The 21,254-nt window shown below is 62.9% G+C and carries 13 protein-coding genes; 8 read left to right on the plus strand and 5 right to left on the minus strand.

The genetic code is table 11. The annotated features are described in order from the left end of the window. Positions 1 to 66: 66 nt before the first annotated feature. From mgtA to N8H74_RS24290, 3 genes are all read right to left on the minus strand, one after another. Positions 67 to 2,766, minus strand: coding sequence for a magnesium-translocating P-type ATPase (gene mgtA, locus N8H74_RS24280; protein ID WP_217830600.1), 2,700 nt, complete (start codon positions 2,764 to 2,766; stop codon positions 67 to 69). Between the two features lie 588 nt (positions 2,767 to 3,354). Next, entirely contained in the window at positions 3,355 to 4,692 is a 1,338-nt protein-coding gene (locus N8H74_RS24285; RefSeq protein WP_262150919.1) for a SidA/IucD/PvdA family monooxygenase, read from the minus strand. A gap of 134 nt (positions 4,693 to 4,826) precedes the next feature. Continuing rightward, entirely contained in the window at positions 4,827 to 5,309 is a 483-nt protein-coding gene (locus tag N8H74_RS24290; RefSeq protein WP_279309419.1) for a sigma-70 family RNA polymerase sigma factor, read from the minus strand. A 320-nt stretch (positions 5,310 to 5,629) separates the two neighbouring features. On the opposite strand from N8H74_RS24290, the gene N8H74_RS24295 reads away from it, so the two are divergent. From N8H74_RS24295 to N8H74_RS24305, 3 genes are read left to right on the plus strand one after another with little or no spacing between them, the layout of a single operon-like run. Then, entirely contained in the window at positions 5,630 to 6,802 is a 1,173-nt protein-coding gene (locus N8H74_RS24295; RefSeq protein WP_262150921.1) for an efflux RND transporter periplasmic adaptor subunit, read from the plus strand. Beyond that, the gene (locus N8H74_RS24300; RefSeq protein ID WP_217830603.1) at positions 6,803 to 8,776 is read left to right on the plus strand and encodes a MacB family efflux pump subunit; all 1,974 of its coding nucleotides are present in this window, start codon (positions 6,803 to 6,805) and stop codon (positions 8,774 to 8,776) included. It abuts the gene before it with no gap. A gap of 7 nt (positions 8,777 to 8,783) precedes the next feature. After that, complete coding sequence (locus tag N8H74_RS24305) at positions 8,784 to 10,178, plus strand: efflux transporter outer membrane subunit (RefSeq protein WP_262150923.1); 1,395 nt, start codon at positions 8,784 to 8,786, stop codon at positions 10,176 to 10,178. Between the two features lie 122 nt (positions 10,179 to 10,300). Here the strand turns inward: N8H74_RS24305 and N8H74_RS24310 are convergent, their stop codons facing one another. Next, positions 10,301 to 11,920, minus strand: coding sequence for a PvdJ/PvdD/PvdP-like protein (locus N8H74_RS24310; RefSeq protein WP_262150924.1), 1,620 nt, complete (start codon positions 11,918 to 11,920; stop codon positions 10,301 to 10,303). A 184-nt stretch (positions 11,921 to 12,104) separates the two neighbouring features. On the opposite strand from N8H74_RS24310, the gene pvdM reads away from it, so the two are divergent. The 5 genes from pvdM (at position 12,105) to N8H74_RS24335 (ending at position 20,074) form a co-directional block, all read left to right on the plus strand. Continuing rightward, positions 12,105 to 13,475 (plus strand): pyoverdine-tailoring dipeptidase-like protein PvdM, encoded by a 1,371-nt coding sequence (gene pvdM / locus N8H74_RS24315; RefSeq protein ID WP_262150926.1) that lies wholly within the window; start codon positions 12,105 to 12,107, stop codon positions 13,473 to 13,475. Then, positions 13,472 to 14,752 carry an aminotransferase class V-fold PLP-dependent enzyme gene (locus N8H74_RS24320; RefSeq protein WP_262150928.1) on the plus strand — a complete coding sequence of 427 codons (1,281 nt, stop codon included), beginning with the start codon at positions 13,472 to 13,474 and terminating at the stop codon, positions 14,750 to 14,752. Before pvdM ends, N8H74_RS24320 begins: the two co-directional genes overlap by 4 nt. Positions 14,753 to 14,791: 39 nt before the next feature. Next, on the plus strand, positions 14,792 to 15,700 hold the full coding sequence (locus N8H74_RS24325; RefSeq protein WP_262150930.1) for a formylglycine-generating enzyme family protein: 909 nt from the start codon (positions 14,792 to 14,794) through the stop codon (positions 15,698 to 15,700). A gap of 145 nt (positions 15,701 to 15,845) precedes the next feature. Continuing rightward, positions 15,846 to 17,495, plus strand: a complete 1,650-nt coding sequence (locus N8H74_RS24330; RefSeq protein WP_262150932.1) for a cyclic peptide export ABC transporter — start codon at positions 15,846 to 15,848, stop codon at positions 17,493 to 17,495. Positions 17,496 to 17,611: 116 nt separating this feature from the next. Continuing rightward, positions 17,612 to 20,074 (plus strand): TonB-dependent siderophore receptor, encoded by a 2,463-nt coding sequence (locus N8H74_RS24335; RefSeq protein WP_262150933.1) that lies wholly within the window; start codon positions 17,612 to 17,614, stop codon positions 20,072 to 20,074. 154 nt (positions 20,075 to 20,228) lie between these two features. On the opposite strand, the gene N8H74_RS24340 is transcribed toward N8H74_RS24335, so the two are convergent. Beyond that, on the minus strand, positions 20,229 to 21,188 hold the full coding sequence (locus tag N8H74_RS24340) for an alpha/beta hydrolase (protein ID WP_262150935.1): 960 nt from the start codon (positions 21,186 to 21,188) through the stop codon (positions 20,229 to 20,231). Positions 21,189 to 21,254 lie beyond the last annotated feature (66 nt).

Raw genomic sequence — 21,254 nt, forward strand, 5'->3', positions numbered from 1 at the left:
AATACCCCTCCGGTTGTGGGAGCGGGCCTGCCCGCCCCCACAGGGAAACAGCAATGTGCTGCGGTTTTATTGCCAGCCGAACCGGCGGATGTAGAACCCCTTCACCGCCTGGGTCAGCGCCATGTACGCCAGCAGGATCACCGGCAGGAACACGAAGTACAGCGACGGCAGCGCCTGCAGTTTGAAGTAGTGCGCCAGCGGCCCCATCGGCAGGAAGATGCCGATCGCCATGATGATTCCGGTCATCACCAGCAGCGGCATGGCTGCACGGCTTTGCAGGAACGGGATCTTCGGCGTGCGGATCATGTGCACGATCAGCGTCTGGGTCAGCAGCCCGACCACGAACCAGCCGGACTGGAACAGGGTCTGGTGATCCGGGGTGTTGGCGTCGAACACGTACCACATCAGAGCGAACGTGGTGATGTCGAAGATCGAGCTGATCGGCCCGAAAAACAGCATGAACCGGCCGACATCCCCTGGCTGCCAGCGTTGTGGCTGCTTGAGCATCTCGTCGTCGACGTTGTCGAACGGAATCGCGATCTGCGAGATGTCATACAGCAGGTTCTGCACCAGCAGATGCATCGGCAGCATCGGCAGGAACGGAATGAACGCACTGGCGACCAGCACCGAGAACACGTTGCCGAAGTTGGAACTGGCGGTCATCTTGATGTACTTGAGCATGTTGGCGAAGGTGCGCCGCCCTTCGAGCACGCCCTCCTCCAGCACCATCAGGCTCTTTTCCAGCAGGATGATGTCCGCCGCTTCCTTGGCAATGTCCACCGCGCTGTCCACCGAAATACCGATGTCGGCGGTGCGCAGCGCCGGTGCGTCGTTGATGCCGTCGCCCATGAACCCGACCACATGCCCGTTGCCCTTGAGCACCCGCACGATGCGCTCCTTGTGCGACGGCGTCAGTTTGGCGAACACGTTGGTGGTTTCCACCGCCACGGCCAGTTCCGCATCGCTCATGCGCTCGACGTCGTTGCCCAGCAGCAGGCCTTGTTGTGCGAGGCCGACTTCGCGGCAGATCTTCGCGGTCACCAGTTCGTTGTCGCCGGTCAGCACTTTCACCGCCACGCCATGCTCGGCCAAGGCCTTGAGCGCTGGCGCGGTGCTTTCTTTTGGTGGATCGAGAAACGCCACATAGCCGATCAGTGTCAGTTCCTGCTCATCGGCCAGGCTGTAGGTGTCGCGGCCCTCGGGCATCGACCGCGCCGCCACCGCCACCACACGCAAGCCTTCAGCGTTGAAGGCTGCGGTGACCTGACGGATCCGCGCCAGCAATTCATCGCTCAAGGCTTCATCGACTTCGCCATGACGGACCCGGCTGCACACCGCCAGCACTTCTTCCACCGCGCCTTTGCAGATCAATTGATGGGGCTGGCCGCTGCCTTCGACCACCACCGACATGCGCCGACGGTTGAAGTCGAACGGAATCTCGTCGACCTTGCGAAACGCCGTGCCGACTTTCAGTTCACGATGGATTTCCACGTGCTCCAGCACCGCCACGTCGAGCAGGTTTTTCAGGCCGGTCTGGTAGTAGCTGTTCAGGTAAGCCATTTCCAGCACGTCATCGGAGTCCTCACCCCAGACGTCGACGTTGCGCGCCAGGAAGATCTTGTCCTGAGTCAGGGTGCCGGTCTTGTCGGTGCAGAGCACGTCCATGGCGCCGAAGTTCTGGATCGCATCGAGGCGCTTGACGATGACTTTCTTGCGCGACAGGAACACCGCGCCTTTGGCCAGGGTCGAGGTGACGATCATCGGCAGCATTTCCGGGGTCAGGCCCACGGCAATCGACAGTGCGAACAGCAGCGCCTCGGTCCAGTCCCCTTTGGTGAAACCGTTGATGAACAACACCAGCGGCGCCATGACGAACATGAAGCGAATCAACAACCAGCTGACTTTGTTCACACCTTGCTGGAACGAAGTCACCGCGCGATCGGTCGCACCGACCCGCTGTGCCAGCGCACCAAAATAGGTGCTGTTGCCGGTGGTAAGAATCACCGCGACGGCGGTGCCCGAGACCACGTTGGTGCCCATGAACAGGATGTTTTCCAGCTCCAGCGGGTTGCGCGTGTCGCGATCCAGTTGGCGAGGGAATTTTTCCACCGGCATCGATTCGCCGGTCATCGCGGCCTGGCTGACGAACAGGTCCTTGGCGCTGAGTACCCGGCAATCGGCGGGAATCATGTCACCGGCCGACAGCACGATCAGGTCGCCCGGCACCAGTTGCTTGATCGGCAGTTCGGCACGCGGTACGTCCCGGCGCATCACAGTGGCGGTGTTGCTGACCATCGCCTTGAGTGCGTCGGCGGCCTGATTGGATTTGCTCTCCTGCCAGAACCGCAGCAGGGTCGAGAGCACCACCATCGAGAAAATCACCACGGCGGCCTTGAGGTCTTCGGTCAGCCAGGAGATCACCGCCAGCAGGGTCAGCAGCAGGTTGAACGGGTTCTTGTAGCAGTGCCACAGGTGGGTCCACCACGGCAGCGGCTGCTCGTGCTCGACTTCGTTGAAGCCGTATTGCGCACGCAGGGCTTCGACTTCGCTGTCGCTCAGGCCATCCGAATGCGTGCCGAGACTGGACAGCAGCACACCGCTGTCGCAATGGGCGGCGTCGACCAGAGTGTTGGCCAGTGATGGCGGCACTTCACGGCTGACCGTGGTGTCGCTGATGCTTTCCAGCAACGCCAACCGGCGAAAGTGCCGGGCGATGTGCCGGGTGCGCAGGAAGCCTGCGAAAAATTCCTTGAGCGTAAGTTTCATGGCTGCTACCCCTCTGGTCAGCCGGGAAACCGTCAAGCAGGTACGTCCGCGCCTGCGCCACCGGAGCAACCGGCAGGCCAAGGCTCGGCGCGCCGGTCAGAAAAGACAGGCGTGTCGACAGGCTGCGATCACGACGATGAAGTCGAGATCACGCTGTGTTTCAGTGTCGATGAGAAGGACGTCGGGACAGGGTCGTCATTGACCATGATCGGGATGCCGCTGCTCGCTGTTCGGCGAGACAACGGCACAAAGGAATGCGCGTTATCTTGCCGAGAATCTGCCGGTTACCGAGACCGGCCGACAACTGTCACTCGAACAAGTACCCACTGTGGGTCTCCGCTATTGATGAAAACGCGCGAAGCTTACGCCCCGGTATCAGGAGAGTAAACCCGCAAAAGGAAGTGTGACGGGGAATGTCGGGGTTCTTCAGGAAGGGTTCAGGTTCGGGATTTTTCGCGGCGTTTAATGGCTTCTTCGCAAGCAGGCTCGCTCCCGCAATGGGGCTCTGCTGAACATAAATTTCGTGTTCACCAGAGTCCCTGTGGGAGCGAGCTTGCTTGCGAAAGCGATGTATCAGGCGACGAATGTTTAGCTGGCCGTCGCCAGCAGCAGGTCCGCCACCGAACGGCTGTGCCCGCGCGGTTTGACATGCTCGTACAGCGAACCGGCGATTTCATCGGCACGGATCGGCAGGATCGACAGCAGCGTATCGCTCAGACCGTGGCTGGCCTGGCAGAAGCCCTGCATGTACAGACCGGCCTTGCAGCGCTCGTCGGTGATCAGTTTGTAGTTGCGGTCGACTTCGAAGTCGCCCAGGTACTCTTCCAGCGGCGCCAGCAGTTTGCGGTGAGTCTGACGCTCGTAACCGGTGGCCAGCACCACGGCGTCGTAGTGACGCACGCTGACTTCGCCGGTGGCGGTGTTGCGGATCGCCAGCTCGATGCCGCGTTCGGTGGCCGTGGCTTTCTCGACGGTGGTCAGGGTGCGGAACGCATGACGGGCCACGCCGGAAACCTTCTGGCGATAGAAAATGCCGTAGATGCGCTCAATCAGATCGATGTCCACCACCGAGTAGTTGGTGTTGTGGTACTCGTTGACCAGACGCTCACGCTCGCTGCTGTTCTGCTGGAAGATCAGGTCGGTGAATTCCGGCGAGAACACTTCGTTGACGAACGGGCTGTCGTCCGCCGGCTTCAGCGCCGAACCGCGCAGGATCATGTCGACCTGCACCGACGGGAACGAGTCGTTCAGGTCGATGAACGCTTCCGCCGCGCTCTGGCCGCCACCGATGATCGCGATGCTCATGGGCTGGTTGTTGACGCAAGGCTGCTTGGCCATCTCGGCCAGGTACTGCGAGTGGTGGAACACCCGGCCATCGTCCTTGAGCGCCTTGAACGCTTCCGGAATACGCGGCGTGCCGCCGGCGCTGACCACCACCGAACGGGCGGTACGGACGAATTGCTGGCCATCGCTGCCACGGGAAATCACCCGCAGCGCTTCGACCTGATGGTTGTGCAGCACCGGCTCGATGGTCAGCACGTCTTCGCCGTAACGGCTCTGCTCGGTGAACTGCCCGGCGACCCAGCGCAGGTAGTCGTTGTACTCCATGCGGCACGGGTAGAAGGTGCCGAGGTTGATGAAGTCCACCAGACGACCGTGCTGCTTGAGGTAGTTGACGAACGAGTACGGGCTGGTCGGATTACGCAGGGTCACCAGATCCTTGAGGAAGGAAATCTGCAGCTCGCTCTGGGTCGACAGCGTATTGCCGTGCCAGCTGTAGTTGGCCTGCTTGTCGAGGAACAGCACATCCAGTTCGCCCTGGCTCGGGCCGCGCTCTTGCAGCGCGATGGCCAGTGCCAGGTTCGAAGGGCCGAAACCGACGCCGATCAGGTCGTGAACGATGGGCGATGCAATTGCCTGTGTCATTTCCAGTGTCCTCTGGATGAACCCCCGAGCAGCGCGGAGGAAGAGCTTGGGTGACCGGCCGGCCCTGAAGCAGGACAGCAGGTCGTCTGTTGAGTAGGAACGAGGACAGTGAAATAAAATTTAACGATGACGGCTCAATGGGCATCCCATTGTTTGATACGCACGCGGCAATGCTTCATCGCATTGACGATGTGCTTTTCCACCAGCGCCTTGGAAATCCCCAGTTGCGCGGCGATCTCCGGGTGTGACAGGCCTTCGATCTTGCGCAGCAGAAAACTGTCGCGGCACAGCGGCGACAGTTCGGCCAGGGCACGCTGGAGCATGTCCAGGCGCTGACCGTGATCGAGGGTGCTGTGGGGTGACGGGGTGAAATAGCGCTCTTCATTGTCGAGCACTTCCAGGGATTCGGACTGACGCAGGGCGTTGCGCCGATGGTCGTCGATCACCAGGTTCAGGGCGGTGCGATACAGAAACGCGCGGGGTTGCTCGATCGGCGTTTCGCTGGAGCGCTCCAGCACACGCAGATAAGCGTCATGCACCACATCTTCGGCAACCTGACGGTTGCCGAGCTTGGCGTTCAGGAAGCACACCAGCTCGCGATAGTAGTTTTCCAACATGACTCCCGGCCGCATGGGTGCGGTTTCTGTCCTTGAGCCTGATATCCGGCCGCCTGTTGGGCAGTAGCAAGATAGTGGCAACTTGAGGTGCGTAATTTATAGTAATTCTCATATAGATTTAAAGTGGTGTTTGTCGTTGCCCGACAAATAGTGCTGCTCTATACCTGTAACATCGTGTGTCCCGGCTTAAATTCCCTTCTGTGTTCATCGTTTACAGGACAGCTCCCCGTGTCTGTCGCCCCCGCGACAGCGTTCAACGCTGCCCGATCCCCACACGCATCGCTGAATGACGGGCCGATTTCCACTGGCCGGAACCCTGCATGAAACGTCCCCGCCCCGCCCGACGCGCCCTGCTCGCCTCCCTTTGCGTGATCCCTGTCATTGCTGTTGCCGCCTGGCAAGTCATGCCGCCCGGCCGGGACAAGTTCGCCACCGTGCAGGTGAGTCGCGGCGACATAGAAAGCAGCGTCACCGCGCTGGGCACCCTGCAACCACGACGCTACGTGGACGTCGGCGCCCAGGCCTCCGGGCAGATTCGCAAGATCCACGTCGAAGTCGGCGACGTGGTCAAGGAAGGCCAGTTGCTGGTGGAGATCGACCCGTCCACGCAGAAGGCCAAACTCGATGCCGGGCAGTTCTCCATCGAGAACCTCAAGGCGCAGTTGCAGGAACAGCAGGCCCAGCACGAGCTCGCGAAACAGAAGTATCAGCGCCAGCAAAACCTGGCCGCCGGTGGCGCCACCCGCGAAGAAGACGTGCAGACCGCCCGCGCCGAACTCAAGGCGACGCAAGCGCGCATCGACATGTTCCGCGCACAGATCCGCCAGGCCGAAGCCAGCCTGCGCAGCGATCAGGCCGAACTCGGCTACACCCGCATTTATGCACCGATGGCCGGCACCGTGGTCGCTCTCGATGCCCGCGAAGGCCAGACCCTCAACGCCCAACAGCAAACCCCACTGATCCTGCGCATCGCCAAACTGTCGCCGATGACCGTGTGGGCCGAGGTTTCCGAAGCCGACATCGGCCACGTCAAACCGGGCATGACCGCTTACTTCACCACCCTCAGCGGTGGTAACCGGCGCTGGAGCAGCACCGTGCGGCAGATCCTGCCAGTGCCGCCCAAGCCGCTGGATCAGACCAGCCAGGGCGGCGGCAGCCCCGCCAGTTCGAGCAAAAGCGGCAGCGCCCGCGTGGTGCTGTACACCGTGTTGCTGGATGTCGACAACGCCGACAACGCACTGATGGCCGAGATGACCACCCAGGTGTTCTTCGTCGCCAACCAGGCGAAAAACGTGCTCACCGCTCCGGTCGCCGCCCTGCAAGGCACCGCCGTGGCGGATCGCCAGACCGCGCAGGTGATCGCCGCCAATGGCGACATCCAGTCACGCGAAGTGCAGACCGGCATCAGCGACCGCTTGAAGGTGCAGATTGTCGAGGGCCTGAACGAAGGCGATCACCTGTTGATCGGCCCGGCCGACGGCAGCGGAGGCTAAATGCAAACGCCCCTGATCGACCTGCACGACATCCGCAAATCCTACGGCGGTGGCGACGCGCCACAAGTGCATGTGCTGCGCGGCATCGACCTGTCGATTCACGCCGGGGAGTTCGTGGCGATTGTCGGCGCGTCCGGCTCCGGCAAATCGACGCTGATGAACATTCTCGGCTGCCTCGACCGGCCAACGTCCGGCGAGTACCGCTTTGCCGGCGAAAACGTCGCCGGCCTCGACAGCGACGAACTGGCCTGGCTGCGCCGCGAAGCGTTCGGGTTCGTGTTCCAGGGCTACCACCTGATCCCGTCCGGCTCGGCCCAGGAAAACGTCGAGATGCCGGCCATCTACGCCGGCACGCCCGCCGCCGAACGCCACGCCCGCGCCGCCGCGCTGCTTGAGCGCCTCGGCCTGGCCTCACGTACCGGCAACCGCCCGCATCAACTGTCCGGCGGTCAGCAGCAACGGGTGTCGATTGCCCGGGCGCTGATGAACGGCGGCCACATCATCCTCGCCGACGAACCCACCGGCGCCCTCGACAGCCACAGCGGCAAGGAAGTCATGGCGCTGCTCGACGAACTGGCGAGCCAGGGTCATGTGGTGATCCTGATCACCCACGACCGCGAAGTGGCGGCGCGGGCCAAACGCATCATCGAGATCCGCGACGGCCTGATCATCAGCGACAGCGCCCGGGACAATCCCGAGGCCCAGACCAGCGCCAACCCCGGCGCCCTGCAAGCGGTGGATCTGCGCAAGCGCCTGACCGACGGCGCGCAAGCCACCGGCGCCTGGAAAGGCGAGCTGGTGGACGCCCTGCACGCGGCGTGGCGAGTGATGTGGATCAACCGCTTCCGCACGGCCCTGACCCTGCTCGGCATCATCATCGGCGTGGCCTCGGTGGTGGTCATGCTCGCCGTCGGCGAAGGCAGCAAGCGCCAGGTCATGGCGCAGATGGGCGCCTTCGGCTCGAACATCATTTACCTCAGTGGCTCGGCCCCCAACCCGCGCACGCCGCCCGGTATCGTCACCCTCGATGACGTCGCGGCGCTCGCCAGCCTGCCGCAGGTCAAACGCATCATGCCGGTCAACGGCGCCGAGGCCGGCGTGCGTTTCGGCAACCTCGATCACCTGAGCTACGTCGGCGGCAACGACACCAATTTCCCGAGCATTTTCAACTGGCCCGTGGTGCAAGGCAGTTACTTCACCGAGGCCGACGAACAGAACGCCGCCGCCGTCGCGGTGATCGGCCACAAGGTGCGCACCAAACTGCTCAAGGACGTACCCAACCCCATCGGCCAATATGTGCTGATCGAAAACGTGCCGTTCCAGGTAGTCGGGGTGCTTGCGGAAAAAGGCGCCAGCTCCGGCGACTCCGACAGCGACAATCGCATCGCCGTGCCCTACTCCGCCGCCAGCGTGCGTCTGTTCGGCACGCGCAATCCGGAATACGTAGCGATCGCCGCCGCCGACGCGCGCAAGGTCAAGGAAGCCGAGCACGCCATCGAACAACTGATGCTGCGCCTGCACAACGGCAAGAAGGACTTCGAGCTGACCAACAACGCGGCGATGATCCAGGCCGAGGCACGCACGCAAAACACCCTGTCGCTGATGCTCGGTTCGATTGCGGCGATTTCGCTGCTGGTGGGCGGCATCGGCGTGATGAACATCATGCTCATGACCGTGCGCGAGCGCACTCGCGAGATCGGTATCCGCATGGCCACCGGCGCCCGTCAGCGCGACATCCTGCGTCAGTTCCTCACCGAAGCGGTGATGCTCTCGGTGGTCGGCGGGATCGCCGGGATCGCCCTGGCGCTGATCGTCGGCGGCGTGCTGATTCTCAGCGAAGTGGCCGTCGCGTTTTCCTTGATGGCGGTGCTCGGAGCCTTTGGCTGCGCCCTCGTCACCGGTGTTGTCTTCGGCTTCATGCCGGCCCGCAAAGCTGCCCGGCTCGACCCGGTCACGGCCCTTACCAGTGAATGATCGATCTATGAAACCGCGCCTCAGTTTGTTGACCGTGTGCCTGTTGCTCAGCGCCTGCGGCAGTCCCGTTCAGCGTCCCGACAGCGGCCTGCAACCGCCCGCCACCTGGCAATCGCCCCACGGCGCCAGCGTGGCCCGCATCGACCCGCAATGGTGGAAACAGTTCGGCAGCGCTGAGCTTGATCGCCTGATCGAACAGGCCAGGGTCGGCAGTTTCGACCTCGCCGCGGCCATGGCCCGAGTGCGTCAGGCCCAGGCCGGCACGGTGATTGCCGGCGGTTCGCAACTGCCGGAGGTCAAGGGCGGGGCCAATGCCAATCGGCAGAAACTGTTGCGCGGCAACGGCTACAGCCAACTCGACGCCGACAGCAGCAACAAGGCTGTTGATTATTTCGACGCCAACCTGAGCGCCAGCTACGAAATCGATTTCTGGGGCGGCAAACGCGCTTCCCGCGACAGCGCTCAGTTCGCCCTCCAAGCCAGCGAATTCGACCGCGCGACCGTGGAGCTGACCCTGCTCAGCAGCGTCGCCAATACCTATGCGCAAGCCCTGTCGCTGCGCGAGCAGAGCCGCATCGCCGAACTGAACCTGGCCAACGCGCAAAACGTGCTGACACTGGTGCAGACCCGTTTCGACTCAGGCTCGGCCACCGCGCTGGAACTGGCCCAGCAAAAAAGCCTGGTGGCCGCGCAGCAACGGCAGTTGCCGCTGGTGCAACAACAGGCGCAGGACGCCTTGATCAGCCTCGCCGCCCTGCTCGGCCGGCCGGTGCAGGAACTGGCGGCCAGCGCCGAACCGTTCGATCACTTGCAGTGGCCGACCATCGCCGCCGGCGTCCCCAGCGACCTGCTCAACCACCGCCCGGACATCGCCCGCGCCGAAGCCCAACTGGCGGCGGCCGAGGCTGACGTCAAAGTCGCCCGCGCCGCGATGCTGCCCAGCGTGACCCTGACCGCTCAGCTCGGCTCTGGCGCCAATCAGTTCGACGACATGCTGCGCAGCCCGTTCTACAACCTCACCGCCGGGCTGGTCGCGCCGATCTTCAACAACGGGCGCCTGGGTGCCGAGCGCGACAAGGCCACGGCCCGTCAGGAAGAACTGCTGGAAACCTATCGCGGCGCGATCATCAACGGTTTCGCCGATGTCGAAAAAGCCCTCAACGGCATTCGCGGACTCGACGCGCAACGGCAGTGGCAGAGCGAAGAGTTGCGTCAGGCGCAGACCGCTTTCGACATCGCCCAAAGCCGTTATCAGGCCGGCGCGGCGGACTTGCTGACCGTACTGGAAACCCAGCGCACGCTGTATTCAGCGCAGGATCTCAACGTGCAATTGCGCCTGTCGCGGTTGCAGGCGAGCGTGGCCCTGTACAAGGCGCTTGGCGGTGGGTGGCAGGCGTTGTAATCGCAGCGACCCGCTGTCCGCATTCGCGAGCAAGCCCGCTCCCACAATAGACCGCGTCCCTCCATGCGGGATGCAATCTTTTGTGGGAGCGGGCTTGCTCGCAAATCAACGATAACCCGGTATCAGGCCGGGCTCTGTTTGGCCTTCAGATTGCGCGCATACCAGGGCCGCTGTGGCACCCGACGGAACAGCGCCTCGAGCTTTTTCTCGTCCTCGCCGAAGGTGATGCGCAGCGCCAGTTTCATGGTTTCCGGGTCCATCTCCACCGACTTGCCGACCTGTAACCCCGGCGTGGTGCTGCACCCATGAGTGGTCGGCCCCAGCCACGGATCCGCCACCTCGACCCAACGCCCCGGCGCAAACCACTTCACGCCATTGACCTCAAGGCGCGTGACCTGGCCCGGATGGAAACGCTCGTGGGCGCGGAACCAGTCTTCCACGCGGTCGTCGATCCAGCCGTGGAAATGCCAGAACACCGGGTTCACATGGGAAGAGAACGGGTCGCCGAGGAAGTCGTTTTCCGGTGCGAACCAGCGCGCGGCGAAGTCGTCCAGGTCACGGGCCAGCGGCACCGGCTGGCCGTTGGACGGATCGCGCGGCACTGAGGCCCAGCGCATGTGCAGCCAGTCGTGCAGACCCAGCTCCACTTCCGAGCCGAACTGGCCCAGGGTCAGCTTCGACAGATACTGCGGATCGCGATACTGCGACTCCCAGACCTCGAAATTGCTCTGATAGGTTTCGGCAGTCTTGATGTCGCTGACCCACTGGGTGTATTCGTCATCGCCCTCGGCCAGCCAGGTCGGCGGCAGCGACGTGCCGTCGTGGTTGTCGAAATAACGGGCGAACCCCGCGCGGTCGCGCACCAGTTCCGGTTGCGGCAACGGGAAGAATTCCCAGGACGGCAGATCCTGCATCGAGCGCGCCGTGCCGAGCATGTGCCGGTGCATGAAAAAGAAGTCGATGCCCGAACCGTTGCGATCCTTGCGCGCGCCCCGGGCGTCACGTTCCTGATCGCGCGGGCCGGGTTGCCAGCCGAGGCCGCGCAAGGCGTTGCGCTTGTCTTCGGACAGGGTGTGCCATTTGTCCCGGGTCGCATGCCAGACCTGGTGAAACAGGCGATGCTCAGGCGAAACCAGCCACGCCAGCAACGTCGAGTTCAGCGGGGTACGCTGGCGCGCTTCCGGGAACAGGCATTTGACCGCGATGAAACGGTGATCCTGCGCCGGCAACGCCAGCGAGCGATCCAGACGCTGCACGGTGCCGCTGAGCGTACCGCTGCCGGCGTTGCCGAAATCGGCCCAGACCTCGTCGAGGATCATGTTCAGTTCATAGTCGACGCTGCCGCCGGCACCGAGCAGTCGCCAACTGAGTTTCGAAGCCTCGGCCGCGGCCAGATCGCCGAGAATTCGGTAACGAGGTGTTTCGTCAGAGCGCAAACGCTCCGGCGTGTCGAGAAAGCCGCACACGCCCCGGCCTTTCTGGCCGATGTCGATGAACACTTCCAGGCCCTGGGCCGGCAGCCCATCAAGGCCGGCGTCGCGGCCCACGAAGCGAATCTTCCAGACGCCACGCAACGCGTTCGCCAGGTGCTGCCCGGCCACGTCGGCGACGTCGAACGACGCCTCACCGGGGGTGATCGTCGGGTCGGGCTTCGTCCATTCGCGATGCCCGAAATACGCTGCAGGTACGGCAGCGCCGGTCAGCGCCAGGCCTGCCATGAACCATCGTCGAGAAATCCTCATTGCCCTACCTGTGTCAGCCCTGGAGCAGGCTTTATCCAAGCTAGAACGTTTGTTGCCGGGGCAAATTTAGCGATTTTCCGTGGCAATCGGGCGCGGCCTAAATTTCCTCGCCAATCACTCGTTCTTCCCAGATAGCAAAGGCCTCTGCGCCTGCACCTCGACGGCGAACCTGACTGAGATGGCAATGACAAAACCACGTTCGAAAAAGGCTCTTTTCATCGGCCTGCCACTGGCCCTGGCGATCAGCGCCGGTGTCGGTTTCGCAGTCTGGGATATCTGGTTCAAGGACAATCCCGGCTATCCGCTCAAAGTCATGCAACAGGCCGAAGAGCTGCACGAACACATGCTGTCGTTCGACAGCCACATCACCATCACCCAGAACTTCGGCACCACCGGCAATGAGATCGACAAGGACGGCAGCGACCAGTTCGACCTGGTCAAGGCCAATCGCGGACGGCTGTCGGGCGCGGCGCTGACGATCTTCGGCTGGCCGGAAATCTGGAACGGCGCCAACGCCCCGCACAAGCCCACCGCCGGTTTTGTCGACGAGGCACGCAACCAGCAGGAAGTCCGCTACAAGATCATCTCCGGCATGGTTCGCGACTTCCCCAATCAGGTCGGCATCGCCTACACCGCCAACGATTTCCGCCGCCTGCACGGTGAAGGCAAGTTCGCGATTTTCATCAGCATGCTCAACGCCTACCCGCTGGGGCATGACCTGAACCAACTGGACCTGTGGACCGCTCGCGGCATGCGCATGTTCGGCTTCAGCTACATCGGCAACAACGACTGGGCCGATTCGTCGCGTCCGCTGCCGTTCTTCAATGATTCGCCGGACGCCCTCGACGGCCTCTCGGACATAGGCAAGCAAGCGGTCAAGCGCCTGAACGATCTGGGCGTGATCATCGATGTGTCGCAGATGTCGACCAAGGCCCTCGAGCAGGTCGCGCAACTGAGCCGCACGCCGCTGGTGGCCTCGCACTCGGCGCCACGGGCCATGGTCGATATCCCGCGCAACCTTTCCGACAAGGAAATGCAGCTGATCAAGAACAGCGGCGGCGTGGTGCAGATCGTCGGCTTCTCGCAATACCTGCGGCCGCTGACCCAGGGCACCCAGGACAAACTCAACGAACTGCGCAAACGCTACGACCTGCCGCCACTGCCGAACCTCGCCGTGGCGTTGATGCCGGGCGACCCGATCATCTCCGCTTGGTCCGAGCAGAAGTTCGGCGAGTATGCCGGCCAGCTCTACGCGATCCTCGAAGGGGAACCGAAGGCCAGCCTCAAGGACCTGGGCGACGCCATCGATTACACGGTGCGCAAGATCGGCATCGACCATGTCGGCATCAGCTCGGACTTCAACGAAGGCGGCGGCGTCAAAGGCTGGGAGAACGTCGGCGAGATCCGTAACGTCACCGCCGAACTGCTGTCGCGCGGTTACTCCGAAGCGGACATCGCCAAGCTCTGGGGCGGCAACTTCCTGCGGGTCTGGGATCAGGTGGAAAAATCCGCGAAACCGGCGCTGGCCTCTAACCGGGATACCGCCAAGCCATGAGCAGCCGTCGCGACTTTCTGAAACAGGCGGGGATCCTCGCCGCTGCATTGCCGCTGGGCGCCAGCCTGCCGAACGTCGCCAGCGCTGCATCCGCCGCACCGTTGCCGCGCAACAAGTGGGCGCAATTGCAGCAGCTGTTCGATCAGGATCCGGCCTACCTGCATTTCTCCAACTTCCTGGTCACCACCCACCCCAAACCGGTGCGCGAGGCGATCGCGATGCACCGCGCGGCCCTCGACAAGAACCCCGGGCTGGCGATGGATTGGGACCTGGGCGTCACTGAAAAACGCGAAGAAGAGGTGCGCGTCTGGGCCGGCAAATACGTGCAGGCCGACGCCCGGCAGATCGCCCTGACCGGCAGCACCACCGAAGGCCTGGCGATGATCTACGGCGGCGTCCAGGTGCGCGCCGATCAGGAAATCCTCACCACCGAACACGAGCATTACGCGACCCACACCATCCTCGAACTGCGCACCCAGCGCGATGGCACCCAGGTGCGCAAGATCCGTCTGTTCAACGACCCGCAAAAAATCAGCAAGGATGAACTGCTGGCCAACATCGACCGCAGCATTCGCCCGCAAACCCGGGTGCTGGGCATGTGCTGGGTGCATTCGGGCAGCGGCGTGAAGCTGCCTCTGGCCGACATCGGCGCCATCGTCGACAAGCACAACCGTGGCCGCAGCGAGGCTGACCGGATCATTTATGTGGTGGACGGTGTACACGGTTTCGGCGTCGAGGACGTGAGCTTTCCGGCGATGAACTGCGACTTCTTCATCGCCGGCACCCACAAATGGCTGTTCGGCCCGCGCGGCACCGGGATCGTGGTCAGCCGCACGCCCGAGCTGAAATACGTCACGCCGATCATCCCGACCTTCTCCGAGGCCGAGCACTTCTCGACCACCATGACCCCCGGCGGCTATCACGCCTTCGAGCACCGCTGGGCGCTGACCGAAGCCTTTAAGTTGCACCTGCAACTGGGCAAGGCCGACGTACAGGCGCGGATTCACGAGCTCAACAGCTACCTGAAAAAACACCTGCAACAACGCCCGCAGATCGAAATGGTCACGCCGCTGAGCCCGGAGTTTTCCGCTGGTTTCACCTTCTTCCGGGTCAAGGGCAAGGACAGCGACAAAGTTGCCGCGCACTTGATGGCCAACAAGGTGGTGGCCGATGCGGTACACCGCGACGTCGGCCCCGTGATCCGCACCGCGCCGGGACTGCTCAACGACGAAGCGCAGATCGACCGCTTGCTGGCGGTGCTCGATCAGGCGCTGTGAGCCCCGGCGATTGCCTTTTTCCTTTTAACGAGACTCGAAATGAACAGTGAATTGCCTCGTTTTGCCCTGAAAACCCTGCCGGCACTGATGCTCGCCGCCCTCGCCGCCAGCCTGCTGCCAAGCGCCGCACAAGCGGCCACCCCGCCGGCACCGGGCAAGGTGTTCAAGGATTGCAAGGACTGCCCGGAAATGGTCGTGCTGCCCACCGGCACGTTCACCATGGGTACTCCGGAAGACGAAGTCGGCCGCGAGCCGGACGAAGGCCCGATGCATCCGGTGACCTTCGCCAAACCGCTGGCGATCAGCCGCTTCCAGGTACTCAAGGGTGAGTGGTTCGCCTACCTCAAGGACACCGGCTACCAGATGCCCGACGGCGATGACCGTCCGGGCCGCGCATGCAAGGCCGGAATTCCGGACTACGCCGGCAGCGACCCGCGCAAGCAGTACACCGACCGGCATCCGGCGGTGTGCATGGACTTCGCCGAAGCCAACGCCTACGTGGCGTGGCTGTCGAAAAAGACCGGCAAGCAATATCGCCTGGTGAGTGAATCCCTGCGTGAGTACGCAGCCCGTGGCGGCACCACCGGACCGTTTCCTTTCCCGTTCGACGAGGGCAAGGAATACAGCATCGCCAAGCACGCCAACACTTACGGCGCCGCCGACGGCTACAACTTCACCGCGCCGGCGGGCAGCTTCCCGCCCAACGCCTTTGGTGTGTACGACATGCACGGCAACATCTATGAATGGACGGCCGACTGCTACAACGAAAACTACGAAGGCGCCCCCAGCGACGGCAGTGCCTGGCTGACCGGCAAGTGCGAATTCAAGCGCATTCGCGGCAACGACTGGGGGGAAGCGCCGGTGTTCTCGCGCTCCGGCAACCGCAATGCGCTGGTGCCCGGCGATCGCGGTGACTGGATCGGCTTCCGGGTTGCCCGCGATCTGTAAGCCCCGCACGCGGTTAAATTAACCACCCCGCCAGTCGTTTTACAGAGGGCGCGATCCGTTGCGACGCGCCACCGCCCTCTACGTCACCCAGGCGAAGCCCGCGACCGATGCCGGGCTTCGCCGCTCTTTCAAGCAGGGAACCTCCATGAGCAAACCAACACGCGGGGTGATCAATGAATTGTTCGCCCTGCTCAAACCCTTTCGGCTGATCGTCGCCGGTTCGATCCTGCTCGGCATGGTCGGCGGTCTGAGCGTCACGGCGTTGCTGGCGACGATCAACAACGCGCTGCACGCCGAAGGCGACCTGACCAGCACCGTGGTCGCCGCGTTCGCCGGCCTGTGTCTGCTGGCCCTCGCCAGTTCGATCTTCTCCGACATCGGCACCAACTACGTCGGCCAGCACATCATCGCCAAGCTGCGCAAAGAGCTGGGCGAGAAAGTCCTGTCGGCGCCCATCGAACAGATCGAACGCTATCGCAGTCATCGGCTGATCCCGGTGCTGACCCATGACGTCGACACCATCAGTGACTTTGCTTTCGCCTTTGCGCCACTGGCCATCTCCATGACAGTGACCCTTGGCTGCATGGGCTATCTGGCGGTGCTGTCGTGGCCGATGTTCCTGATGATGGCGGTGGCGATTCTGATCGGCACGGTCATTCAGTACATCGCCCGAGGGCGCGGCATGCAGGGTTTTCTCAAGGCCCGTGACTACGAGGATGAACTGCAAAAGCACTACAACGCCGTTGCCGAAGGCTCCAAGGAACTGCGCATCCACCGCCCGCGCCGGCATCGGATGTTTGTGTCTGGCATCGAAGGCACCGCCGACAGAATCTGTGAGACTCAGGTGCGCTCGGTGAACATCTTCGTCGTCGCCAAAACCCTTGGCTCGATGCTGTTTTTCGTGGTGATCGGCCTGGCCCTGGGCTTGCAATCGTTATGGCCGAGCGCCGACAAAACCGTGATGAGCGGTTTCGTGCTGGTGCTGCTGTACATGAAGGGCCCGCTGGAACACATCATCGGTACGCTGCCAATCGTCAGCCGCGCGCAAATCGCCTTCCGCCGCATCGCCGACCTTTCCGAACAATTTTCCTCGCCCGAGCCGCACCTGCTGCTCAACGATCAAGGCAACCGGAAAACCCCGGTACAGAGCCTGGAACTGTCCAACGTTTCCTACAGCTTCCCGACCGTCGAAGGCGCCGTGCCGTTTCGCCTGGGGCCGGTGAACCTGAAGATCGAACAGGGCGACATCATCTTCATCGTCGGCGAAAACGGCTGCGGCAAGACCACCCTGATCAAACTGCTGCTGGGCCTGTACGCGCCACAACAGGGTGAAATCCGCCTCAACGAGCAACTGGTCGACGCCGCCAACCGCGATGACTATCGCCAGTTGTTCACCACGATCTTCGCCGACTATTACCTGTTCGACGATGTCGTGCAGGGCGACACGCACATCCCCGATGATGCCAACAAATACCTGGAACGCCTGGAGATCGCGCACAAGGTCAGCGTGCGCGACGGCACGTTCACCACCACCGATCTGTCCACCGGCCAGCGCAAGCGTCTGGCGTTGATCAATGCATGGCTGGAAGAGCGCCCGGTGCTGGTGTTCGACGAATGGGCAGCCGACCAGGACCCGACGTTCCGGCGGATCTTCTACACCGAGCTGCTGCCGGACCTGAAGCGTCTGGGCAAAACCATCATCGTCATTTCCCACGACGATCGTTACTTCGATGTTGCCGACCAACTGGTGCGCATGAACGCCGGCAAAGTGGTCACCGAGCTGCAACCCGCCTGATTGTGAAAAATTCGTAAAAAAGTGCGTTGAGTCTTTCCGGTTTTCGGAAGGCTCAACGTCTTACTTACAGTTAATAGAAATAGTTCTCAGTCAACACTTTGAAGAGTAGAAGAACAATGCCCGCACCGCACGGACTCCACCCGCTCGCCAAGGCTCTGCTGATCCGCCGTTCCCTTCGCACCACCCTTCCCGCTCTTTGCGCCATGGCCTTCACCTTGCCGATGATCGGTCAGGCGCAGGCTGCGGCCGTGGCGATCAATATTCCTGCTCAGTCGCTGGGGAGCGCCTTGCAGGAATTCGGCCGCCAGACCAACCTGCAAGTGCTGTACAGCACCGATGACGTCAGCGGCCTGCGCAGCAGCGCCGTCAGTGGCAACCTGGAACCGACTGCCGCCATCGCGCAGTTGCTGCAAGGCACCGACATCGCCTACAGCGTCCAGGGCAACAACGTCACCCTGCGTTCGCGCTCCGCCAGCGGCGCCGCGCTCGACCTGGCGCCGACCAATATTTCGGCGACCCAGGAATCGGCATGGGGTCCGGTTGACGGGATCGTCGCCAAGCGCAGCGCCACCGGTTCGAAAACCGACACCGCGCTGAAGGAAATCCCGCAGACCATCAACGTCGTCACTCAAGACGAAATCAAGATGCGCGGTTCGCAATCGGTCACCGAAGCCCTGCGCTACACCGCCGGCATGACCGGCGGCGGCTTCTCCGACCGGGTGAAGATCTTCGACGAACCGACCTCGCGCGGCTTCTCGCCCACTCCGCTGTACCTCGACGGCCTGCACCTGCCTTACGGCGGCGGCAGCACCGGCGGTTCGCTGCAGATCGACCCGTACAGCCTGGAGCGCATCGAAGTGCTCAAAGGCCCGGCGTCGGTGCTGTACGGCCAGAACCAGCCTGGCGGTATCGTCAACATGGTCGGCAAGCGTCCGACCGCCACGCCACTGCACGAAGTCATCATCGGCGGCGGCAGCTATGACCGCAAATACGGCGCCTTCGACCTCGGCGGCCCGCTCGACGACCAGGGCGAGTTTCTCTATCGCCTGACCGGTGTGGTCAGCGACAGCAACTCGCAGATCGACTACGCCGACCAGAACCGCATGATGCTCGCACCCAGCCTGACCTGGCTGCCGAACGACCGCACCAGCATCACCGTCTACGGCCAGTACCAGAAAGACCGCGACACCCCGGAAGCCCAGGGTCTGCCGGCTGACGGCACGGTTCACCGCAGCGCTTCCGGCCGCATCAGCCGCAGCCTGTTCATAGGCGAGCCGGGCGTGAACAAGTACGACCGCGAACAGTTCGTGGTCGGCTACGAGATCGCCCACGAACTCAACGACGTCTGGACCCTCAAGCAGAACGCGCGCTACGCCGACGTCAACGACCGTTACGTCGCGCCGCTGCACGGCTATTCGTTCGAGCCGAACCCGAACACCGGCATCGACGACGGCAGCTACCAGACCCGCTTCGGTGTGGACTGGGCGCAGCACAACTCGGTCTACGGCATCGATAACATCGCCCAGGCCAAGTTCAAGACCGGCGAGCTGGACCACACCCTGCTGCTGGGCGTGGACTACTACCACTTCAACTCCAAGTTCCTCGGCCGCTATGACCGCACCGGTCCGGCCATCGATCTGTACAACCCGGTGTATGGCAGCGAATTCAACTTCCGCCAGCCTTACAAGTGGGATAACACCGTCAAGCAGACCGGCCTGTACACCCAGGACCAGATGCGCTGGGACCAGTGGTTCCTGACCCTGGGCGGTCGTTATGACTTCGCCGAGACCATCAACAAGGAACCCCTGGGCGGCAACCACTCGAGCATCAAGGACGAGAAGTTCACCGGCCGCGCGGGCTTCGGCTACGAGTTCGAAAACGGCATGACGCCGTACGTGAGCTACGCCGAATCGTTCCTGCCGCAGACCGGCGCCGACACCAACGGCCGTCCGTTCGAGCCGACCGAGGGCAAGCAGTACGAAGTCGGTATCAAGTACGAGCCGAAATCCATCGACGGCTTCATCCAGCTGTCGGCGTATCAGATCGACCAGAGCAACATGCTCACCAACGACCTCACCAACCCGGGTTTCAGCAACCAGAGCGGTTCGGTGCGTTCGCGCGGCGTGGAGCTGGAAGGCAAGGTCAACGTCACCCAGAACCTGCGTGTGCTGGCAGCGGTGTCGCGTAACCAGATCAAATGGCGCAGCGTCAACGACGGTCGCGAGGGTCGCACCCTGGCCATGAGCCCGCCGCTGACCGCTTCGGCGTGGATCAACTACGACTTCGACATCTCCACCTCGCTGGCCGGTCTGGGCATGGGCCTGGGTGCACGCTACGTGCGCAGCAGCTACGGCTCGGACTACGAGGAAGATTCGTTCCAGATCCCGTCCTACACCGTGTATGACGCCATGGTCTCCTACGACCTGGAAAAATCGCCGTTGCACGTCAAAGGCGTGAAAGTGAAGATGAACCTGGAAAACCTCACCGACGAGAAATACGTCGCCAGCTGCAACAGCACCCTGGACTGCTACTACGGCGAAGGCCGGACCATGACCGCCGACGTGACCTACAACTGGTAACACGCTCAGCGTCAGACAAAACGCCGGCTTCTGCCGGCGTTTTGCTTTTCCCGCGATGGCGGGTGGTGCCTGATCCGACACCACGGCACTCAACACCCGCGCCCAATAAAAAAGGCCGCGATCAGCGGCCTCTTTCGTTCCCTCGACACACCCGTCACCCCGCCGCAAACACCTCCACCAATCGCTCGGCAATGTGCTGCTGCGCTTCTTCGGCTTCATCGACGATCGCGCCCATGCGCATGAAGTCGTGAGTCATGCCTTCATAGACCTTCAGCTCCACCGCCACTCCCGCTGCCTGCAAATGCCGGGCATACGCCACGCCCTCGTCGTGCAGCGGATCGCACTCGGCCAGCACCAGCAGCACTGGCGCCACATCGGCCGAAACCTCGGCCAGCAACGGCGAGAAACGCGGATCGAGACGATCGCCCGCCTCGCGCTGGTAGTGGTTGTAGAACCAGTTCAGCGATTCTTTCTCCAGCAGATACCCCTCGGCAAAACGCTCGATCGACGGCGTGCTGCGGCTGGCGTCGGTGACCGGATAAATCAGCACCTGCAAGCGCGGCTGCACTGGCGCATTCACCAGTTGCGCGGCCAGCACCGTTGCCAGGCTGCCGCCGACGCTGTCACCGGCAATCGCCAGGCGTGCGGCGTCGATACCCAGATCCGCCGCGCTGGCGACCAGCCAGTCCCAGGCGTCCTGTGCGTCGTCCGCCGCCGTCGGGAAGCGGAACTCCGGCGCCAGGCGATACGCCACCGACAGCACCACGCAGTCGGCCATCGAGGCCAGGGCGCGGCACAGCGAGTCGTGGGAATCGAGGCTGCCGACCACGTAGCCGCCGCCATGGAAATACAACAGCGCCGGACGCCCGGCGCCGGCCTGCAAGGCGTGGTTGCTGTAAATCCGCGCGTTGAGCAACGAGCCGTCGCGCACCGGCAGTTGCAACTCTTCGACCACTTCCAGCTCTTCACCACCGGCGTCCATCAGCAGCGACGACTGATCGAACTGCTCCCGCGCCTGTTCCGGGCTCAGCTCATGCATGCCCACGCGTTTACCGCTGGCCCGGCCGTTGCCGACCAGTTGCAGAAATGCGGCGATATCAGGATTCAACGACATTCAATTTCTCCAAACCATTCGGGCGCCTCAGGCGCCCGAATGGTGTTTCCGGTTACAGAACAGGTT

Origin of the sequence: Pseudomonas sp. B2M1-30, from assembly GCF_025447575.1 — a bacterium.
In the GTDB taxonomy this organism is placed as follows: domain Bacteria; phylum Pseudomonadota; class Gammaproteobacteria; order Pseudomonadales; family Pseudomonadaceae; genus Aquipseudomonas; species Aquipseudomonas botevensis.

Excerpts from the sequence above, each read along its gene's own strand:
- mgtA (WP_217830600.1), bottom strand. The coding sequence starts at position 2,766 with ATGAAACTTACGCTCAAGGAATTTTTCGCAGGCTTCCTGCGCACCCGG.
- N8H74_RS24330 (WP_262150932.1), top strand. The coding sequence starts at position 15,846 with ATGAGCAAACCAACACGCGGGGTGATCAATGAATTGTTCGCCCTGCTC.
- N8H74_RS24340 (WP_262150935.1), bottom strand. The coding sequence starts at position 21,188 with ATGTCGTTGAATCCTGATATCGCCGCATTTCTGCAACTGGTCGGCAAC.
- N8H74_RS24305 (WP_262150923.1), top strand. The coding sequence starts at position 8,784 with ATGAAACCGCGCCTCAGTTTGTTGACCGTGTGCCTGTTGCTCAGCGCC.
- N8H74_RS24325 (WP_262150930.1), top strand. The coding sequence starts at position 14,792 with ATGAACAGTGAATTGCCTCGTTTTGCCCTGAAAACCCTGCCGGCACTG.
- N8H74_RS24285 (WP_262150919.1), bottom strand. The coding sequence starts at position 4,692 with ATGACACAGGCAATTGCATCGCCCATCGTTCACGACCTGATCGGCGTC.
- N8H74_RS24295 (WP_262150921.1), top strand. The coding sequence starts at position 5,630 with ATGAAACGTCCCCGCCCCGCCCGACGCGCCCTGCTCGCCTCCCTTTGC.
- N8H74_RS24320 (WP_262150928.1), top strand. The coding sequence starts at position 13,472 with ATGAGCAGCCGTCGCGACTTTCTGAAACAGGCGGGGATCCTCGCCGCT.
- N8H74_RS24300 (WP_217830603.1), top strand. The coding sequence starts at position 6,803 with ATGCAAACGCCCCTGATCGACCTGCACGACATCCGCAAATCCTACGGC.
- N8H74_RS24335 (WP_262150933.1), top strand. The coding sequence starts at position 17,612 with ATGCCCGCACCGCACGGACTCCACCCGCTCGCCAAGGCTCTGCTGATC.
- pvdM (WP_262150926.1), top strand. The coding sequence starts at position 12,105 with ATGACAAAACCACGTTCGAAAAAGGCTCTTTTCATCGGCCTGCCACTG.
- N8H74_RS24310 (WP_262150924.1), bottom strand. The coding sequence starts at position 11,920 with ATGAGGATTTCTCGACGATGGTTCATGGCAGGCCTGGCGCTGACCGGC.
- N8H74_RS24290 (WP_279309419.1), bottom strand. The coding sequence starts at position 5,309 with ATGTTGGAAAACTACTATCGCGAGCTGGTGTGCTTCCTGAACGCCAAG.